Here is a 17,981-nt window from a genome sequence, read left to right on the forward strand (position 1 = left end):
TCAGTTCATCGGCCTGCGCGTCACTGGATCCGGGGTTCCGGCTCCTCGTCCTCCTCGTCCGGCAGCTTCACGTCGCTGACGGCGATGTTGACCTCGACGACCTCCAGGCCCGTCATGCGTTCGACCGCCGTGACGACGTTCTCCCGGACGGCCCGGGCGACCTCGGTGATGGATACGCCGTAGTCGATGACGATCTCCAGGTCGAGCGCCGTCTGCACCTCGCCGACCTCGGCCTTCACCCCCCGGGTGACTGCCTTCGACCCGCCGGGCACCCGGTCCCGGACGGCCCCGAAGGTGCGCGAGAGTCCGCTTCCCATGGCGTGCACGCCGACCACGTCGCGCGCGGCGAGACCGGCGATCTTCTCCACCACGCCGTCGGCGATCGTGGTCCGGCCCCGGCTCGCGGGATCGCCCCCACCGCGGCGGGTGGCCTGTGCCCGGCGCGTCACCGTGGTGTCCGACGCGTCCGTGTCGTGCTCGGACGTCTTCGTGCGGTTGGCTGCCGTCGTGTCCGTCATCGCCGTACATCCCTTCCGGTAGTCGTCCTGTCCCCACGTTATGCGGGCTTGCCCGATCGCGCGCCGTGGATGCGGCAGGCTGGAGCAATGACGGCGGATCGGTGGACGCAGCAGGTACGCAATCAGCTCGGGCTCGGAAGGATCCTCGCGCTGGGCGGCCCGCGGGACGGCGCCTGGATCACCGAGGCGGCGGCGGGCGCGGTGCTGCGGCGGGCGATGGCGCGGGAGCCGGGGGCTCGGCTGGTCTCGCTGCGCATCGCGCTCGCCGATCCGCAGGCCGCGGGCCGGGCCGCGGTGGAGCGGCCGCCGAGCGCGCTGCCGCCGGGGCCGCTGCGGGTGTCCGCGCGGCTGGCGGCGATCGCGGCGCAGCCGCTGCCGGCGACGGCGGAGCGGGTCCGGCGGACGCTGGCGGGCGCGGCGCGGGAGTTGGGGCTCGCGGTGGCGGAGGTGGACCTGCGGGTGACGGAGTTGCTGGACGGGGCGCCGGCCGGTGCCGAGGCGGAACGGCCCGTCGCGCCGCGGCCGGCGGCCGTGGCGGGCGACGACACCGACGAGGTGCGGGCCGCGGAGGCGGTCCGCTCGGTTCCCGGGGTGGACTGCCTGACCGCGGTGCTCGGCCGTCCCGTGCACATCGGGACGCACGCCCGGCACGGCTCCGCGCTGCCGCAGCGGCACGTCCGGGTGGAGTTCGCCGCGGGCGGGGGCCGACCGGTCCTGGAGGTGGCCCGCGACGTGCGTGCCGCCGTCCGGGACGCGCTGCCGGACCGGCCGACCGCGGCCGTGCTGGTGACCTCGGTCGGCTGACCGGCAGCCCACGCGCAGCAGCGGGTCCCGGACCCCGCCGGGCCGCGCTCCGGCGCCGACCGGGCACGCTGACGATCGGACACGGTGACGATCGGGCACGGCGCGGCTCGGGCGCGGCTCGGGCACGGCGCGGCTCGGGCACGGCGACGATCGGGGGGCAGCACGGGGGCGGCCGGTGGATCGGCGCGGCGGCCGCGACCGGGCCGACCGGGATGCCGCGGCCGGTACCCGAGCGCCCCCGGCCGCAGCGCGGCGGAGCGCCCGGGCGGGGGCGCCGGTCGGGGTGAGCGGGTCTCAGTCGCCGATTCCGGCGAGGTCCCTCAGCCGCCTGGCCTGGGCCTGCCGTTCGGCGGCGCGCTGGCTGTCGTAGTCCCGGTCCCGGGCACCGCGGAGCAGGGCCTTGGTCTCGGTCACGGCGGCGTGCGGGGCCGCCAGCAGAGCCGCCACCAAGTCCTGGACGGCCGAGTCGAGCTCGCCCGCGGGCACCGCGAGGTTGGCCAGCCCGGAGCTGACGGCCTCCTCCGCCAGGACGAAGCGGCCGGTGGCGCAGATCTCCAGCGCCCGGGCATAGCCGACCAGACCCACCAGGGGGTGGGTGCCGGTCAGGTCGGGCACCAGACCGAGGCTGGTCTCGCGCATGGCGAACTGCACGTCGTCGGCGACGACCCGCAGGTCGCAGGCGAGGGCCAGCTGGAAACCGGCGCCGATGGCGTGCCCCTGGACGGCGGCGACGGACACGATGTCGTTCTGCCGCCACCAGGTGAACGCCTCCTGGAAGGAGGCGATCGCCGCGTCCAGTTCGGCGTCCCCGCTGCGGGCGAGCTCGACGAACGACTGCTCGCCCGCAATGCCCTCGGGCGTGAACATCTGCCGGTCGAGCCCCGCGGAGAAGGACTTGCCCTCGCCGCGCAGCACGACCACCCGGACGGAGCCCGGCAGCAGCCGCCCGGCCTCGGTGAGCGTCCGCCACATGGCGGGGCTCTGCGCGTTGCGCTTGGCCGGTGCGGTCAGCGTCACCGTGGCGACCGCGTCGTCGACGGTGAGCCGCACGCCGTCCTGGTCCAGCAGGGGAACAGCTCGGTCCTTGCCGTGGTCCTGACGGTGTTCGGGTTCGTGTTCCTGAGCGGGCGAAGCCATGGGGCGCCTCCGATGCGTGCGGTCGTCCCGGGCGCCCGCGGACGGGCGCCGGTAAGTGACTGCACAGTAACCACCCGGGCGGCCGGACGACCGACCGGGTGGCCACCGAAGGAGCCGGCGGACTCCCCGGGGGTCAGGCCGACTGGCCCTTCTTGCCCCGCGTCGCCCCGCCACGCCCTCGGAGCGTGACGCCCGACTCGCTGAGCATGCGGTGCACAAAGCCATACGAGCGGCCGGTCTCCTCGGCCAACGCCCGGATGCTCGCACCGGCGTCGTACTTCTTCTTCAGGTCTGCCGCGAGCTTGTCGCGCGCGGCGCCGGTCACCCGGCTGCCCTTCTTCAGAGTCTCGGCCACCCGTGCCTCCTCATGGGAAGTGCGCTCTGGTCTCCTCATGATCACCCCTCCGGGGCCCGATGGCCACCCATTCGGCAAGGTCCGTGCGTGAGGGTTTTGACGACAGGAGCACGTCCCCACATCCGGAACCCGCCGATCCGGACGCGGTCGTTCCCTCCTCGGAACCGGGCGCTCCGCGAAGTAGCAGGTCAGCGACGCGCGCCGGCCGTACCCCCGGTCATCGGGGGCACGGCCGCCAGATCGTTGTACGACACACCTCGGTACGAGGAGATCTCACACAGATGATGGATCACCGATGGGCCGAATGATCCATACGCAGTGGATCAACCGTTCGGTCACGCGAGGGCGACGAGGTCCGCGTAGTCGGCGCCCCACAGGTCCTCCACACCGTCCGGCAGCAGGATGATCCGCTCCGGCTGCAGGGCCTCGACCGCTCCCTCGTCGTGGGTGACCAGCACCACCGCGCCCTTGTAGGTGCGCAGCGCGCCGAGGATCTCCTCGCGGCTGGCCGGGTCGAGGTTGTTGGTCGGCTCGTCCAGGAGCAGCACGTTCGCCGAGGAGACGACCAGGGTGGCCAGCGCCAGCCGGGTCTTCTCACCGCCGGAGAGCACCCCGGCCGGCTTGTCGACGTCGTCGCCGGAGAACAGGAACGAGCCCAGCACCTTGCGGACCTCCACCAGGTCCAGGTCGGGGGCGGCCGAGCGCATGTTCTCCAGGACGGTGCGCTCCGGGTCCAGGGTCTCGTGCTCCTGGGCGTAGTAGCCGAGCTTGAGGCCGTGCCCGGGGACGACGGCACCGGTGTCGGGCTGCTCCACGCCCCCCAGCAGCCGCAGCAGGGTGGTCTTGCCGGCGCCGTTGAGGCCCAGGATGACGACCCGGGACCCCTTGTCGACGGCCAGGTCGACGTCGGTGAAGATCTCCAGGGAGCCGTAGGACTTCGACAGGCCCTCGGCCATCAGCGGGGTCTTCCCGCAGGCCGCCGGCTCGGGGAAGCGCAACCGGGCGACCTTGTCGGACTGGCGGACCTCCTCGAGGCCGGAGAGCAGCCGCTCCGCGCGCCGGGCCATGTTCTGCGCGGCGACCGTCTTGGTGGCCTTGGCGCGCATCTTGTCGGCCTGCGCGTTGAGGGCGGCCGCCTTCTTCTCGGCGTTGGCGCGCTCCCGCCGGCGGCGCTTCTCGTCGGCCTCGCGCTGCTGCTGGTACAGCCTCCAGCCCATGTTGTAGACGTCGATCGAGGACCGGTTGGCGTCCAGGTAGAAGACCTTGTTGACGACCGTCTCGACCAGGTCGACGTCGTGGCTGATGACGATGAAGCCGCCGCGGTAGGTCCTGAGGTAGTCCCGCAGCCAGATGATCGAGTCCGCGTCGAGGTGGTTCGTCGGCTCGTCCAGCAGCAGGGTGTCCGCGTCGGAGAACAGGATGCGGGCCAGTTCGACTCGGCGGCGCTGACCGCCGGAGAGGGTGTGCAGCGGCTGGCCGAGCACCCGGTCGGGCAGGTTGAGCGCGGCGGCGATGGTGGCGGCCTCGGCCTCGGCGGCGTAGCCGCCCTTGGTGAGGAACTCCGTCTCCTGGCGCTCGTACTGCTTGAGGGCCTTCTCACGGGTGCCGCCCTTGCCGCTGGCGATGCGCTGCTCGTTCTCGCGCATCTTGCGGATCAGCACGTCCAGTCCGCGCGCGGAGAGGATGCGGTCGCTGGCGAGCACGTCGAGGTCGCCGGTGCGGGGGTCCTGCGGGAGGTAGCCGACCTCGCCGGAGCGGGTGATGGCGCCGGCGGCCGGCTGGCCCTCGCCGGCCAGGCACTTGGTGAGGGTGGTCTTGCCGGCGCCGTTGCGGCCGACCAGGCCGATGCGGTCGCCCTTGGCGACGCGGAAGGAGGCGTTCTCGATGAGGATGCGGGCACCGGCGCGCAGCTCGATACCGGAGGCGGAGATCACGGACAGACTCCAGGGCGGGTGGGTTGGCGGGACGAGGCGGACGAGGACGTTCCCGCCGTCTAATGCGCGAGGAGAATGGCCATGGGGGCCAGTCTAACGGGCCGCCGCAACCCGTTTTTCCGGCCTCGAACCGGACGGCTCCGGTCCGGCGCGGGGCCGTATCCGCGGGCCGTCGCCGGTGGCCGTATCCGCGGGCCGTCGCCGGTGGCCGCTGCCAGACTGGCGGTGACGGGTACCCGGGCGGTCGGCACGCCCCGAGGCGGTCGGCCGGGTACGTGAGGTCTGGTCTCCAGGGAGTGATCGGTATGGCGGGAGCGCGCGGCGGGTGCCCGGACGTCTGCCCCACGCTGCTCTACACGGACGCGAGGGCGGCGATCCGCCAGCTCACGGAGGCCTTCGGGTTCACCGTCCGGTCCGTACACGAGGACGAGGGCGGCGTGGTGGCGCACGCCGAGCTGGTGCAGGGCAACGGCGCGGTGGTGCTCGGCTCCAAGGGGCGCGGCGGTGTCTTCGACACCGCGATGGGGGACGCCGGCCCGGCCGGGGTGTACCTCGTCGTGGACGACGTGGACGCCCACCACCGACGCGCCGCGGAGCAGGGCGCGGAGATCCTGATGCCGCCCACCGACCAGGACCACGGCTCCCGGGACTACCTGGCCCGCGACCGGGAGGGCAACGTCTGGAGCTTCGGCACCTACGCCCCGCGGCTGGAGGACTGAGGCCCCGAACGGGTCAGGCGCCTCCGGTGTGGACCTGGAACGCCGCCCGGCGCACGATCTTCGCCAGCGCGGGGTCGGGGTGCGCCGCGGCCAGGGCCACCAGGACCTGGACGGTGCGCGGATGCCCGACGGCGCGTACCTCGTCCAGCATCATCGGCACGGTCGGCTGGAGCGCCGACTCCAGATGGCGCACCAGCATGGAGGCCTCGCCGTGGTCGGCGACCGCGGCCGCGGTGTCGACCCACAGCCAGGTGGCCTCCTCCCGGGTGAGCACCTCGTGGGCGTCCTCCGGGTCCACGCCGTCGTGCTCGGCCAACCACAGCAGGGCGTACGGCCGCAGCGCAGGCTCGTCGACGACGGCCCGGACCTCCGGCTCGGCGAAGGCTCCGACGACGCGGAGCGCCTCGAAGGCGAGACCGCGCAGCAGTGCGTCGTCTCCGCGGGCGGCGTCCAGCAGCCCGGCGACGGCGCTGCCGACCGGCCGGGCGGCGAGCCAGGCCCGGTACTCGGCGCGGGCGGCGTTCGGGCGGAGCTGGGCGCACCCGCGCAGCATGTCCTCGGCCGACTGCTCGATGTTGCCCGCGGGGCTCTGTGCCGCGACGCAGATCTGCTCCAGCTTGACCCACACCGCCCAACTCCCCAGCGGGGTGAGCGTGGCCTGCCCGTCACCGCAGGTCAGGGCGCCGACGGAGGCGAGGGCACGCAGGGCCCAGTCCAGCAGCGGCCGCAGCACGGCTCCGGGGGCGGCGTCGGCGGGAGCTCCGGGCGAGGCGTCGGCGGATGCGACGGTCGCGAGGTCCGCGGGGGTGCCGGGAGCGGCCGGCGTGACCTCGTCGGCGGCCGGTGCGGGCTGCGGGCCGTAGGGGATCTCGCACCGCTCGGTGCGCAGCTCGGTCACTCGCTGGCGCAGCAGGTCCAGAAGCTGCTCGACGGGCACGGGCCCGGCGGACAACTGGAGGAAGGAGAGCACCTGGGGCATGGCGGAGACGACCTCGGCGACGCCGGCCGGCGGGTGGTCGGGGGGTTCCGGGCAGGCGAGCGACCAGGCGTCGAAGAGGGCGACCCAGCCGCGCAGGACGGCGCTGTCGTCGCGGTTCCAGGCACGCAGCCGCCAGCCGGGGCGGGCACTGTCCCCGTGCACCTCGACGAGCCCGGCCAGGCGTGCGGTGTCCCAGTCGGCGCGGACCCGGGCGCCGGTCAGGCCGAGCTCGCGCGCCGCCCGTTCGGCGGTCGCGTCGGAGAGGGTGGCCTTGCCGTCGGCGGTGGCGCCGTCCCGGCCGGGGGCGAGCGCGGTGTCGGCCCAGCGGGCGATGCGCGCGGCGGGGGCCAGCAGGGAGCGTGCCATTCCGGCCAGTTCCGCGGGGGCCGGGGTGCCCTCGGGCGGGTGGGGCGCCCGCCGGCGCGGGCGCCGCTGGTTCACGGCTCTGGGGGCGGCGGCCAGGGGTCGCGGGCGGACGAGTCGAAGCCTGGAGTCGCGCGGGATACGGGACGTCACGGGTGCAGTCTTCCGGCTGACGGTCCGAAAACCCAAACGGAATGCCGCGGTGGGCCCGAGGAGCGGTCGGCGCGGGCGCCCGGCCCGGGGCAAACAGGGGTGGAGCGCCCGGCGATCCGGACTCCGGCGGAACGTCCGCCCGCCGACCCGGTGAGGCTCCGCCGGTGCGCCGGCGCCCGCGGCCGCCCCGCCCCGGGGGACCGGGCGGAGCACGCGGTGGGCCGGTGCCGCGCCGACGGCGGCCGGGGTGGGGCGGGTCACATCAGCGGCGTCAGGAAGCGGCGCAGGGCCTCCTCGTAGGCGGCCGGGTCGGCGTTCCACATGGCGCCGTGCGGGGCGTGGCCGACGGTGTGCAGGGAGACCAGGTCCGGCCGGCGCGCGGCCAGGCGGCGGGAGGACTCCCAGGGGGCCACCGTGTCGCCGGGGCCGTGGAAGATCAGCGTCGGCACCGTCGGCGGCGCGGGTTCGACGCTCCCGCCGGCGTGGTCGCCGTGCAGTCCGGTGCGGCCCTGCGCCGCGCGGACCGCGAGTGGAAGGAGTGCCCGGGGGGTGTGCCGGGCGGCGGCCAGCGCGCGCAGCGTCGCCTCCCAGTCGAGCACCGGGGAGTCAAGGACGAGCCCCGAGACGCGGTCCTGGAGACCCGAGTACGCGGCGGTGCGCAGCGCCATGGTGGCGCCGGTCGACCAACCGTGCAGCACCACCCGCCGGGCGCCGAAGCGGACGGCGTGGCGGATCGCGGCGTCCACGTCCCGCCATTCGGTCTCGCCCAGGTGGTTCAGTCCGTCCCGGGGCCGGGGCGCGCCGGGGTCGCCCCGGTAGGCCAGGGCGAGCACCGGGAAGCGGTGGCGGTGCAGGAAGCCGGTGAGGTTCAGGGCGAGTTCCCGTGTGGAGCCGAGACCGTGCACGGCGATGATCCAGGTGTCGCGGGCGCCGGGCACGAACCAGGCGGGCAGCGGTCCGAGTTCGCCCAGGACGTCGACGTCGGTGAAGTCCAGTCCGAGCGCCGTTCCCGGATCGCCGACGTGCAGGTTCGGGGTGAGTCGGACCGTGTCGCCGGCGTCCGGGGGACCGTGCGTGACGCGCTCCAGGCGGCGGACGACCGTGTCCGGGGGATGCGGGGCGCCGGTCAGCACCCGGCCGACGACCGCGTGGCCGGCGTCGCCGACGAGGCCGTACGTGCCGGGCCGCAGGGTCGCCAGGTCCCTGGTGAGGGTGATCCGGTCCTCGGTGACGGCGTGCACGGTGAGCCGGGGTTCGGTGGGCAGCCCTGCGCCCGGCGTCGCCTTGAGTGCGGCGTTACTGGCGAACCGGCCGGCGGCCACTGCTGCGGCCCCGGCGCCCATCACGGCGGTGACGGCAGCGGCCGTCGCTCTGACAGTGCGCACGGATCCAGTGTCCCGGCGGCCCGGCGCGGCGGCCAGTGGAGGGCGGGACCCGGGTGACGCCGCTCAGCCGCTCAGCCGCTCAGCCGCGCTGCCCGTAGCCCCGCAGCCGCTGCGCCGCGTCCGCCAGCTGCCGCTCCGTCAGCAGGCTGGGCTCATGTCCGGGTACCGAGGAGGCGGTGAGCCAGAGCCGGCACATCCACTCGAGCTGGGCGGTGCGGTCGTAGGCCTGGTCCAGTCCGGCTCCGTGGGTGAGGGTGCCGTGGTTCTGCAGCAGGCAGCCGGTGCGGCCGTCGAGAGCGCGGAGCGTGTTCTGCGCCAACTCCTCCGTGCCGTACGTCGCGTAGGGGGCGACCCGGACCGGACCGCCGAGGGCGGCGGCCATGTAGTGCACGGGCGGCAGCTCCGGCAGGAGGGTGGACACGGCCGTCGCGTGCACGGCGTGGGTGTGCACGACGGCGCGCGCGTCGGTCCGGCGGTACACGGCGAGGTGCAGGGGCAGCTCGCTGGTGGGGACCAGGGTGCCGCGGACCTGCCGCCCGTCGAGGTCCACGCCGGTGACGTCGTCCGGCGTGAGCCGGTCGTAGGGCACGCCCGACGGGGTGACCAGCACCAGTTCGCCGACGCGTACCGAGACGTTGCCGGAGGTGCCGACCACCAGCCCGTCGGACACCGAGCGGCGGGCGGTCGCCACCAGCGCCCGCCAGGCAGCGGCCTCCCCCGCGGCTGCCCCCTCGTCCGGGGCCGCCCGCCGGGCGCCGGGACCGCTCGCACCCCGGGCGTGCGCCGCCTGCACGCGCCCCTCCGCTCCGAATGCGCCGGCCGGGGCGTCCCGGAGGTCCTGATCACCCCGGGCGTCCCGGGGGGTCCGGGCGTCCCGGGGGGTCCGGGCGTCCCGGGCGTCCTGGGGGTCCTGCTCGTCCCGCTGTTCGGTCATGCCGCCCATCCTGGCAGGCAGTCCCCCTGCCCCGGCGTCCCCGCCGCGACCGGCCCCGGCGCGGGCCCCGAATCCCGCCCGGCGCCGGTGCCCCGCGGCGCGTCGCGGCGCGGCGCGGCGCGGCGCGGTGCGTCGCGGCGCGGCGCGGCGCGTCGCGGCGCGGCGCGGTGCGTCGCGGTGCCCCGCGGCGCGTCGAAGAGCCGGTCGGCGGGGGCCGCCGGCGGGGCGGCGGGACGGTGCGGGCGACCGGGCTCCGGGGAGTGACGAGGATCTCCCCTTCGGCCCCTGCGGGCCGGACGTGCGGGCCGTGCGGGGGCACAGGCCTTGCGGCGTCCGGGCCGTCCCGCCGGAACGGGGCGGCGAACCCTTTCTGCGACACCCCCCATCCCATCCCAGTTCACCTTCCGTTCACCCAGGTTGCCTACGGTCAACCAGCCAATGACCTCGAACGAATGCCTGGGTAAATGGAAAGCTTCTCGCTGATCCTCGCGGTAGTGGTGGTAACCGCTCTCGCGTTCGATTTCACGAACGGTTTCCACGACACCGCGAACGCGATGGCCACGACCATTTCCACGGGCGCCATGAGGCCCAAGGTCGCGGTGGCCATGTCCGCCACGCTCAACCTGGTGGGCGCCTTCCTGTCCGTGGAGGTCGCCAACACGATCTCCAAGGGTCTTGTCGACGAAAGCGGCATCCGTCCCGAGGTCATCTTCGCCGCCCTGGTCGGCGCGATCCTCTGGAACCTGCTCACCTGGCTCGTCGGCCTGCCCTCCAGTTCCTCGCACGCCCTGATGGGCGGTCTGATCGGCGCCACGATCGCCACCGCGGGCACCGGCGCCGTCCACACCGGTGTCCTGGTCACCAAGGTGGTCATCCCGGCGGTCGCCGCCCCCCTCGTCGCGGGGGTCGCCGCACTGATCGCCGCCCGGTTCACCTACGTGGCCGGACGCTCCGGCGCCGACACCCGGGCCGCCCGGAAGGGCTACCGGACCGGCCAGATCGCCTCCGCCGGCCTGGTCTCGCTCGCCCACGGCACCGGCGACGCCCAGAAGACGATGGGCATCGTCACCCTCGCCCTCGTCACCGGCGGCGTCCTGGCCCCCGGCTCCAACCCGCCCACCTGGGTCATCCTCTCCGCGGGCCTGGCCATGGCACTGGGCACCTACATCGGCGGCTGGCGCATCATCCGCACCATGGGCAAGGGGCTCACCGAACTCCAGCCCCAGCAGGGCTTCGTCGCCCAGACCAGCGCCGCCACCGTGCTGCTGGCCTCCTCGCACCTCGGCTTCTCGCTCTCCACCACGCACGCCGTCACCGGCTCCGTGATGGGCGCCGGCCTGGGCCGCAAGGGCGGTGTGGTCCGCTGGTCCACCGCCACCCGGATGCTCGTCGCCTGGGTGCTCACCCTGCCGGCCGCCGCGCTCGTCGGCGCCGGCGCCGAGAAGGTGACCGAGATCGGCGACGCGGGCACCGCGGCCATCGCCGTCCTGCTGGTCGCCGCGAGCACCGCCATCTGGCTGGTCTCCCGCCGCCAGGTCGTCAACGCCGACAACGTCAACGACGTCGACGAGCCGGCCGGCGTGGTGACCACCGCCATCACCGCCGTCACGCCGCCGCCCACCGGTGCCGCCGCTACCGCCACCGCAGAGGCGGTCACGGCCGAGGCGGCCCCGAAGCCGTCGGCCGCGTTCTGAGCCAGAGCATCCAGGTCCCCCCGAAGGAAACGTCACCATGAGCATCGACTGGGCAGCACTCGGCTCCGTCTTCGGCGCCAGCCTCGCGCTCACCGTGGGCCTCGTCGCCCTGTTCACCCTCGGCATCGCCGGCCTCGCCAAGCGCGAGTCCGCCGCCGCCCAGGGCGGTTCGGGCGTCCTGCCCGCCGCCGGCGCCTACCTCTGCTTCGCCGCCTGCGCGGCGGCGGTGGCCTACGGCATCTACCTGATCGCCGGCGCCTGACGCGCCGTCCGACTCCGCCAAGGGGGCGGTACGCACCTCGCGTACCGCCCCCTTCGCGCGCCCGCGCACCCGCCCCGGTGTGTGGGCCTTCGCACAGTCCTCCATCCCAGGTCAAGAGCAAGTTGACGGCCGTGGAAGGCGCGTGGTGGACTTCGGGAGCCAAGTACACGCCAAGTACGGCGGCATGAGAGGAAGCCGGTGCGAATCCGGCGCGGTCCCGCCACTGTGACCGGGGTGACAGACCCCGGGAGCCAGGAACTCTCCCCGCCGGTCGAGTCGAGCCAGGGCGCGGACACCCTGAGTGAGGACGTATATCGCCATGCGCGGCTGCCGATCGAGGATCAGTCCCACCTGCGAAGCTCTCCCCGGCTCTCTGGCCGGCTGACCCGATGCGTGCCGAACGCGTCTTCGCGTACGGCGCCACCGCCGGCCTCCTCGGCGACCTGCTCCTCGGCGATCCGCGCCGCGGGCACCCGGTCGCCGTGTTCGGGCGGGCCGCGGCCGCCGTGGAACGCGCCCTGTGGCGCGACGACCGCGCCCGGGGCGCCCTGCACACCGCCGTCTGCGCGGGCGGCGCCGCCGCCCTGGGCGCCTGCGCGGCGCGCGCCGTGCGCCGCTCCCCCGCCGCCTCCCTGGCCCTGACCGCCGCCGCCACCTGGTCGGTGGTCGGCGGCACCACCCTCGCCCGGGAGGCCAGGGCGGTGGGCCGGGCGCTGGGCGCCGGGGACGTCGAAGCGGCCCGGGCCCGGCTGCCCCACCTGTGCGGCCGGGACCCGCAGGCCCTGGACGCCGACGGCATCGCCCGCGCCGTGGTCGAGTCCGTCGCCGAGAACACCTCCGACGCGGTCGTCGGCGCACTGGTGTGGGGTGCCGCCGCCGGAGTGCCGGGCCTGCTCGGCTTCCGGGCCGTCAACACCCTGGACGCGATGGTCGGTCACCGGTCCCCGCGCCACCTCCGCTACGGCTGGGCGTCCGCCCGCCTCGACGACCTCGCGGGGTGGCCCGGAGCCCGGCTGACGGCACTCCTCGCGGCGCTGGCCGGAGCCGATCCGCGTACCGCGGTGCGGGCCTGGCGGGCCGACGCCGCGCAGCACCCGAGCCCCAACGCGGGGCCGGTCGAGGCCTCCTTCGCCGGCGCACTCGGGGTGCGCCTGGGCGGGACGCTGTCCTACGGCGGCCGGGTGGAGCACCGCCCGGTGCTGCACCGCGGGGGCCGCCCGGTCCGGGTCGGCGACATCGAGCGGGCGGTACGGCTGTCCCGGCGGGTCGGATTCCTCGCGCTCGGCGTGTGCGCCGGCGCGCGGTTGCTGGCCGCGCGGTCGGCCGCGCCGTCGCCGGCGGGGACACGAGTGGCGCGGGTGGCAGGGGTGGTGCGGACGGCGCGGACGGCGCGACCGCTGGCGAAGGAGCGTACGCGATGAGCGGTGGCGGTCTGCTGGTCGCCGGAACCACCTCCGACGCCGGGAAGAGCGTCGTCACCGCGGGCATCTGCCGGTGGCTGGTGCGCCAGGGCGTCAAGGTGGCGCCGTTCAAGGCGCAGAACATGTCACTGAACTCGTTCGTGACGCGCGAGGGCGCGGAGATCGGGCGGGCGCAGGCCATGCAGGCGCAGGCGTGCCGGCTCGAACCCAGCGCGCTGATGAACCCGGTGCTGCTCAAGCCGGGCGGCGAGCAGAGCAGCCAGGTGGTGCTGCTCGGCAAGCCGGTCGGTGAACTGAGCGCCCGCGGCTACCACGGCGGACGGCAGCAGCGGCTGCTGGGCACCGTGCTGGACTGCCTCGCCGAACTCCGCGACGGCCACGACGCGGTGATCTGCGAGGGTGCCGGCTCGCCCGCCGAGATCAACCTGCGCCGTACCGACATCGTCAACATGGGTGTCGCCCGCGGCGCCCGGCTCCCCGTGCTCGTCGTCGGCGACATCGACCGCGGCGGCGTCTTCGCGTCCTTCTTCGGCACCGTCGCGCTGCTCGCGCCGGAGGACCAGGAACTCGTCGCCGGGTTCCTCGTCAACAAGTTCCGCGGGGACGTCTCGCTGCTGGAGCCGGGGCTCGGCATGCTGCACGGCCTCACCGGGCGCCGCACGTACGGCGTCCTGCCGTTCCGCAACGGGCTGGGCATCGACGAGGAGGACGGGCTGCGGGTCTCGCTGCGCGGAGCGGTGCGCGAGTCCGCGGTGAGCGCCCCGGTGGGGGAGGACGTGCTGCGGGTCGCCGTCTGCGCGATCCCGCTGATGTCCAACTTCACCGACGTCGACGCCCTCGCCGCCGAACCCGGCGTCGTGGTGCGGTTCGTGGACCGGCCGGAGGAACTGGCCGACGCGGACCTGGTCGTGGTGCCCGGCACCCGCGGCACCGTCCGGGCGCTGGAGTGGCTGCGCGAACGGGGACTGGCGCGGGCGCTGGTCCGGCGGGCCGCGGAGGGCCGGCCGGTGCTCGGCGTCTGCGGCGGCTTCCAGATCCTGGGCACGCACATCGAGGACGAGGTCGAGAGCGGCCGGGGACACGTGGACGGACTCGGCGTCCTGCCGGTCAGGGTCCGGTTCGCCCGGGAGAAGACCCTGGCCCGGCCGGTCGGCGAAGCCCTCGGCGAGCGGGTCGAGGGGTACGAGATCCACCACGGCGTCGCCGACGTCCTCGGCGGCGAACCCTTCCTGGACGGCTGCCGGGTCGGCCGCACCTGGGGAACTCACTGGCACGGCTCGCTGGAGTCCGACGGCTTCCGGCGCGCCTTCCTGCGCGAGGTGGCGCACGCCGCGGGCCGCCGGTTCGCACCCGCGCCGGACACCTGTTTCGCCGCGCTGCGCGAGCAGCAGCTCGACCGGCTCGGCGACCTCGTCGAACAGCACGCGGACACGGACGCGCTGTGGCGGCTCATCGAGTCCGGCGCGCCGCAAGGACTGCCCTTCATCCCACCGGGAGCGCCCGCATGAGCACAGTGTTGTTGTTGTCGACCGCCGACACCGATCTGCTGGCGGCCCGTGCCTCCGGCGCCGCCTACCGGATCGGCAACCCGGCCCGGGTCGACGTCGCCGAGGAGCTTCCGGCGCTGGTAGACGGCGCCGACGTGGCCGTGGTCCGGCTGCTCGGGGGCAAGCGCGCCTGGGAGGACGGGCTGGCGGCGCTGCGGGCGTCCGGCGTGCCGACCGTGCTGCTGGGCGGGGAGGCGGTGCCGGACGCGGAGCTGATGGCCGAGTCCTCGGTGCCGGCCGGTGTGGTGGCCGAGGCGCTGGCGTACCTCGTCGAGGGCGGCCCGGCGAACCTGCTGGAGCTCACCCGCTTCCTGTCCGACACCGTGCTGCTGACCGGCGAGGGTTTCGCCGCACCGCGGCGGATGCCGGAGTACGGCGTCCACGGCGACCGGGCGTACGCGGCGGACCGGCCGACGGTCGGCGTGCTCTTCTACCGCGCCCACCAACTGAGCGGCAACACCGGCTTCGTGGACACCCTGTGCGAGGCGATCGAGGCCCGTGGCGCCAACGCCCTGCCGGTGTACTGCGGTTCGCTGCGCGGCGCGGACAGCGGGCTCTACGAACTGCTGGGGCGGGCCGACGCCCTGGTCGCCACCGTCCTCGCGGCGGGCGGGACACACGCCGCGTCGGCCTCGGCCGGCGGGAAGGAACCGGTGCCGTCGGGCGCCTCCGCCGGGAGCGGCACGGCGGACGAGGAGGCCTGGGACGTGGGGGCGCTCGCCGAGCTGGACGTCCCCGTGCTGCAGGGCCTGTGCCTGACCTCCTCCCGGGCCGCCTGGGAGGAGTCCGACGCCGCGCTGTCCCCCATGGACGCGGCGATGCAGGTCGCCATCCCGGAGTTCGACGGGCGGCTCGTCACCGTGCCGTTCTCCTTCAAGGAGCGCGGGCCGGACGAGGTTCCGGTGTACGTCGCCGACCCGGAGCGGGCCGCACGGGTGGCCGGGATCGCGGTGCGGCACGCGCGGCTGGGGCACCGGCGCAACGCGGACAAGAGGCTCGCGCTGGTGTTCACCGCCTACCCGACCAAGCACTCCCGGGTCGGCAACGCGGTCGGCCTGGACACCCCCGCCTCGGCGGTACGCGTCCTGGAGGCGCTGCGGGAGGCCGGATACACCGTCGAGGGCCACCCGCGGGAGGGCGACGAGCTCATCCACCGCCTCATCGAGGCCGGTGGCCACGACGTGGAGTGGCTGACGGAGGAGCAGCTCGCCGCGGCGCCGGCGCGGGTGCCGCTCGACGACTACCGGGCCTGGTTCGAGCGGCTCGACCCCGCGCTGCGGGACGCCATGCGCGAGGCGTGGGGCGAACCGCCCGGCAGCCTGTACGTCGACGGCGGCGACATCGTCCTGGCCGCGCTCCGCTTCGGCAACGTCGTGGTGATGATCCAGCCGCCGCGCGGGTTCGGCGAGAACCCGATCGCGATCTACCACGACCCGGACATGCCTCCCTCGCACCACTACCTGGCGGCCTACCGGTGGCTGGAGAACTCCTTCGGCGCGGACGCCGTCGTGCACATGGGCAAGCACGGCACGATGGAGTGGCTGCCGGGCAAGGGGCTCGGCCTGTCCCGCGGCTGCGCGCCGGACGCCGTCCTCGGAGACCTGCCCCTGGTGTACCCGTTCATCGTCAACGACCCCGGTGAGGGCACCCAGGCAAAGCGGCGCGGGCACGCCACGGTGGTCGACCACCTGGTGCCGCCGATGGCCCGCGCCGACACCTACGGCGACCTGGCCAAGCTGGAGCAGTTGCTCGACGAGTACGCGCTGGTGTCCGACCTGGACCCGGCGAAGGCCCCGGCGGTGCGGGCGCAGATCTGGACGCTGGTGAAGGCCGCCGAGCTGCACCACGACCTGCGGGTGGACGAGCAGCCGGACGAGGACGAGTTCGACGAGTTCGTGATGCACGTCGACGGCTACCTGTGCGAGATCAAGGACGTGCAGATCCGCGACGGCCTGCACGTCCTGGGCGACGGACCGGTCGGCGGGCCGCGGGTCAACCTGGTGCTGGCCGTGCTGCGCGCCTCCCAGGTGTGGGGCGGTCGGGCGAACGCGCTGCCCGGGCTGCGGGCGGTGCTGGCGGCGCACTTCGGGCTGGACGAGAAGGAGTTGCTGGCCGAGCCCGGCGCGGCGGTGAAGGTGCCGCCGGAGCTGACCGGACTGGCCGACGGTCCGGGACGCACCGGTGCCGACGCGGTCGACCTGCTGGAGCAGCTCTGCCGGCGGATCGCGGAGGGCCTGGAGGCCCGGGCGTGGGACCGGGCGGCCGTGCCGGCCGTCCTGCGGGACGTGCTCGGCGCCGAACTCCCCGACGCGGTGGCGGTGCTGGAGTTCGCCTGCGAGGAGGTGGTGCCGCGGCTGGCGCGGACCGGGGACGAGATCGGGAACATCCTGCGGGCGCTGGACGGCGGCTACGTGCCGGCCGGCCCGTCGGGTTCGCCGACCCGCGGGCTGGTCAACGTGCTGCCGACCGGCCGGAACTTCTACTCCGTCGACCCCAAGGCCATCCCGTCCCGGCTGAGCTGGGAGGTCGGGCAGTCGCTCGCGGACTCGCTGGTGCAGCGGTACCTGCGGGACACCGGCGAGTACCCGAGGTCGGTCGGGCTGACGGTGTGGGGCACCTCCGCGATGCGCACCCAGGGGGACGACATCGCGGAGATCCTCGCCCTGCTGGGCTGCCGCCCGGTGTGGGACGAGGCCTCGCGCCGGGTGACGGGCTTCGAGGTGGTGCCGCTGGAGGAGCTGGGCCGGCCCCGCATCGACGTCACGGTCCGCATCTCGGGCTTCTTCCGGGACGCCTTCCCCCATGTGGTGGCGCTGGTCGACGACGCGGTGCGGGCGGTGGCCGACCGGGACGAGCCGGCCGCGTCCAACTTCGTACGGGCGCACGTGGAGGAGGACACCGCCGGGCACGGCGACCGTCGGCGCGCCACCGCCCGCGTGTTCGGCTCCAAGCCGGGCGCTTACGGCGCCGGCCTGCTGCCGCTGATCGACGCCCGCAACTGGCGCTCCGACGCCGACCTGGCCGAGGTGTACGCGGTGTGGGGCGGCTACGCCTACGGTCGCGGGCTCGACGGGCGGGCGGCCCGCGGGGACATGGAGACCGCGTTCCGGCGGATCGCGGTCGCCGCGAAGAACGTCGACACCCGGGAGCACGACATCGCCGACGCCGACGACTACTTCCAGTACCACGGCGGCATGGTCGCCATGGTGCGCCACCTCACGGGTGCGAACCCGGAGGCCTACGTGGGCGACTCGGCCGTGCCCGACCAGGTGCGGACCCGCACGCTGGGCGAGGAGACGCACCGCGTCTTCCGGGCCCGCGTGGTCAATCCGCGCTGGATGGCGGCGATGCGCCGGCACGGCTACAAGGGCGCCTTCGAGATGGCGGCGACCGTGGACTACCTGTTCGGCTACGACGCGACGGCGGGCGTGGTCGACGACTGGATGTACGAGAAGCTCAGCGCGGAGTACGTCTTCGACCCGGAGAACCGGGACTTCATGAAGCGGTCCAACCCGTGGGCGCTGCGGGGTGTCACCGAGCGGCTGCTGGAGGCCGCGGACCGCGGGCTCTGGGCGGAGCCGGACCGGGAGACCCTGGAACGGCTCCGGACGACGTATCTCGAACTCGAGGGAGACCTGGAGGGGGCGGAGTGAGCACTCCCCGGCCCGCTCCGGCGGCCCCGGCGCCCGGACCGCCCCGGTCGGCGCCCCCGGCACCCGGACCGGCCCGCCCCGCGGCGTCCCGCCCCGCCCCGATCCGGCTCGCGGCCGCCGCGG

Annotated in this window: 14 protein-coding genes and 1 riboswitch; of the genes, 7 read left to right on the forward strand and 7 right to left on the reverse strand. The window is 74.9% G+C overall.

Annotation, left to right across the window (positions count from 1 at the left end):
* Positions 1-20: 20 nt before the first annotated feature.
* Positions 21-518 carry an Asp23/Gls24 family envelope stress response protein gene (locus tag ACL02U_RS03705; RefSeq protein ID WP_412789139.1) on the reverse strand — a complete coding sequence of 166 codons (498 nt, stop codon included), beginning with the start codon at positions 516-518 and terminating at the stop codon, positions 21-23.
* A gap of 87 nt (positions 519-605) precedes the next feature.
* On the opposite strand from ACL02U_RS03705, the gene ACL02U_RS03710 reads away from it, so the two are divergent.
* Complete coding sequence (locus tag ACL02U_RS03710; protein ID WP_412789140.1) at positions 606-1,322, forward strand: nucleopolyhedrovirus P10 family protein; 717 nt, start codon at positions 606-608, stop codon at positions 1,320-1,322.
* 294 nt (positions 1,323-1,616) lie between these two features.
* Here the strand turns inward: ACL02U_RS03710 and ACL02U_RS03715 are convergent, their stop codons facing one another.
* The 3 genes from ACL02U_RS03715 to ACL02U_RS03725 form a co-directional block, all read right to left on the reverse strand.
* Positions 1,617-2,459, reverse strand: a complete 843-nt coding sequence (locus tag ACL02U_RS03715) for an enoyl-CoA hydratase/isomerase family protein (protein ID WP_412789141.1) — start codon at positions 2,457-2,459, stop codon at positions 1,617-1,619.
* A gap of 133 nt (positions 2,460-2,592) precedes the next feature.
* On the reverse strand, positions 2,593-2,814 hold the full coding sequence (locus tag ACL02U_RS03720) for a helix-turn-helix domain-containing protein (protein WP_412789142.1): 222 nt from the start codon (positions 2,812-2,814) through the stop codon (positions 2,593-2,595).
* Positions 2,815-3,149: 335 nt separating this feature from the next.
* On the reverse strand, positions 3,150-4,748 hold the full coding sequence (locus ACL02U_RS03725; RefSeq protein WP_412789143.1) for an ABC-F family ATP-binding cassette domain-containing protein: 1,599 nt from the start codon (positions 4,746-4,748) through the stop codon (positions 3,150-3,152).
* Between the two features lie 305 nt (positions 4,749-5,053).
* Between ACL02U_RS03725 and ACL02U_RS03730 the strand changes: the two genes are divergently transcribed.
* A complete protein-coding gene (locus ACL02U_RS03730; protein ID WP_412789144.1) occupies positions 5,054-5,467 on the forward strand; it encodes a VOC family protein in 414 nt (137 codons plus the stop codon).
* Between the two features lie 13 nt (positions 5,468-5,480).
* Here ACL02U_RS03730 and ACL02U_RS03735 read toward each other — a convergent pair whose 3' ends face one another.
* The 3 genes from ACL02U_RS03735 to ACL02U_RS03745 form a co-directional block, all read right to left on the reverse strand.
* A complete protein-coding gene (locus tag ACL02U_RS03735; protein ID WP_412789145.1) occupies positions 5,481-6,962 on the reverse strand; it encodes a hypothetical protein in 1,482 nt (493 codons plus the stop codon).
* Between the two features lie 257 nt (positions 6,963-7,219).
* Positions 7,220-8,347 (reverse strand): alpha/beta hydrolase, encoded by a 1,128-nt coding sequence (locus tag ACL02U_RS03740; protein WP_412789146.1) that lies wholly within the window; start codon positions 8,345-8,347, stop codon positions 7,220-7,222.
* Between the two features lie 79 nt (positions 8,348-8,426).
* On the reverse strand, positions 8,427-9,281 hold the full coding sequence (locus ACL02U_RS03745; protein WP_412789147.1) for a class II aldolase/adducin family protein: 855 nt from the start codon (positions 9,279-9,281) through the stop codon (positions 8,427-8,429).
* A 464-nt stretch (positions 9,282-9,745) separates the two neighbouring features.
* Between ACL02U_RS03745 and ACL02U_RS03750 the strand changes: the two genes are divergently transcribed.
* The 5 genes from ACL02U_RS03750 (at position 9,746) to cobN (ending at position 17,858) form a co-directional block, all read left to right on the forward strand.
* Positions 9,746-10,975 (forward strand): inorganic phosphate transporter, encoded by a 1,230-nt coding sequence (locus tag ACL02U_RS03750; protein ID WP_412789148.1) that lies wholly within the window; start codon positions 9,746-9,748, stop codon positions 10,973-10,975.
* A gap of 37 nt (positions 10,976-11,012) precedes the next feature.
* Positions 11,013-11,237, forward strand: coding sequence for a hypothetical protein (locus ACL02U_RS03755; RefSeq protein WP_412789149.1), 225 nt, complete (start codon positions 11,013-11,015; stop codon positions 11,235-11,237).
* 137 nt (positions 11,238-11,374) lie between these two features.
* A riboswitch (cobalamin riboswitch) is annotated at positions 11,375-11,519 on the forward strand.
* Positions 11,520-11,626: 107 nt separating this feature from the next.
* Positions 11,627-12,658 carry a cobalamin biosynthesis protein gene (locus ACL02U_RS03760; RefSeq protein WP_412789150.1) on the forward strand — a complete coding sequence of 344 codons (1,032 nt, stop codon included), beginning with the start codon at positions 11,627-11,629 and terminating at the stop codon, positions 12,656-12,658.
* Entirely contained in the window at positions 12,655-14,166 is a 1,512-nt protein-coding gene (locus ACL02U_RS03765) for a cobyric acid synthase (RefSeq protein WP_412789151.1), read from the forward strand. Before ACL02U_RS03760 ends, ACL02U_RS03765 begins: the two co-directional genes overlap by 4 nt.
* Entirely contained in the window at positions 14,163-17,858 is a 3,696-nt protein-coding gene (gene cobN, locus ACL02U_RS03770) for a cobaltochelatase subunit CobN (RefSeq protein WP_412789152.1), read from the forward strand. The genes ACL02U_RS03765 and cobN overlap by 4 nt, the downstream gene beginning before the upstream one ends.
* Positions 17,859-17,981: the final 123 nt, after the last annotated feature.

Origin of the sequence: Streptomyces sp. MS06 (genome assembly GCF_047200655.1) — a bacterium.
Classification (GTDB): domain Bacteria; phylum Actinomycetota; class Actinomycetes; order Streptomycetales; family Streptomycetaceae; genus Streptomyces.

What these genes read in the sequence shown, in the direction of transcription:
- ACL02U_RS03730 (WP_412789144.1), top strand. Translation starts at nt 5,054, where the DNA reads ATGGCGGGAGCGCGCGGCGGGTGCCCGGACGTCTGCCCCACGCTGCTC.
- ACL02U_RS03745 (WP_412789147.1), bottom strand. Translation starts at nt 9,281, where the DNA reads ATGACCGAACAGCGGGACGAGCAGGACCCCCAGGACGCCCGGGACGCC.
- ACL02U_RS03760 (WP_412789150.1), top strand. Translation starts at nt 11,627, where the DNA reads ATGCGTGCCGAACGCGTCTTCGCGTACGGCGCCACCGCCGGCCTCCTC.
- ACL02U_RS03705 (WP_412789139.1), bottom strand. Translation starts at nt 518, where the DNA reads ATGACGGACACGACGGCAGCCAACCGCACGAAGACGTCCGAGCACGAC.
- ACL02U_RS03750 (WP_412789148.1), top strand. Translation starts at nt 9,746, where the DNA reads ATGGAAAGCTTCTCGCTGATCCTCGCGGTAGTGGTGGTAACCGCTCTC.
- ACL02U_RS03765 (WP_412789151.1), top strand. Translation starts at nt 12,655, where the DNA reads ATGAGCGGTGGCGGTCTGCTGGTCGCCGGAACCACCTCCGACGCCGGG.
- ACL02U_RS03710 (WP_412789140.1), top strand. Translation starts at nt 606, where the DNA reads ATGACGGCGGATCGGTGGACGCAGCAGGTACGCAATCAGCTCGGGCTC.
- ACL02U_RS03715 (WP_412789141.1), bottom strand. Translation starts at nt 2,459, where the DNA reads ATGGCTTCGCCCGCTCAGGAACACGAACCCGAACACCGTCAGGACCAC.
- ACL02U_RS03755 (WP_412789149.1), top strand. Translation starts at nt 11,013, where the DNA reads ATGAGCATCGACTGGGCAGCACTCGGCTCCGTCTTCGGCGCCAGCCTC.
- cobN (WP_412789152.1), top strand. Translation starts at nt 14,163, where the DNA reads ATGAGCACAGTGTTGTTGTTGTCGACCGCCGACACCGATCTGCTGGCG.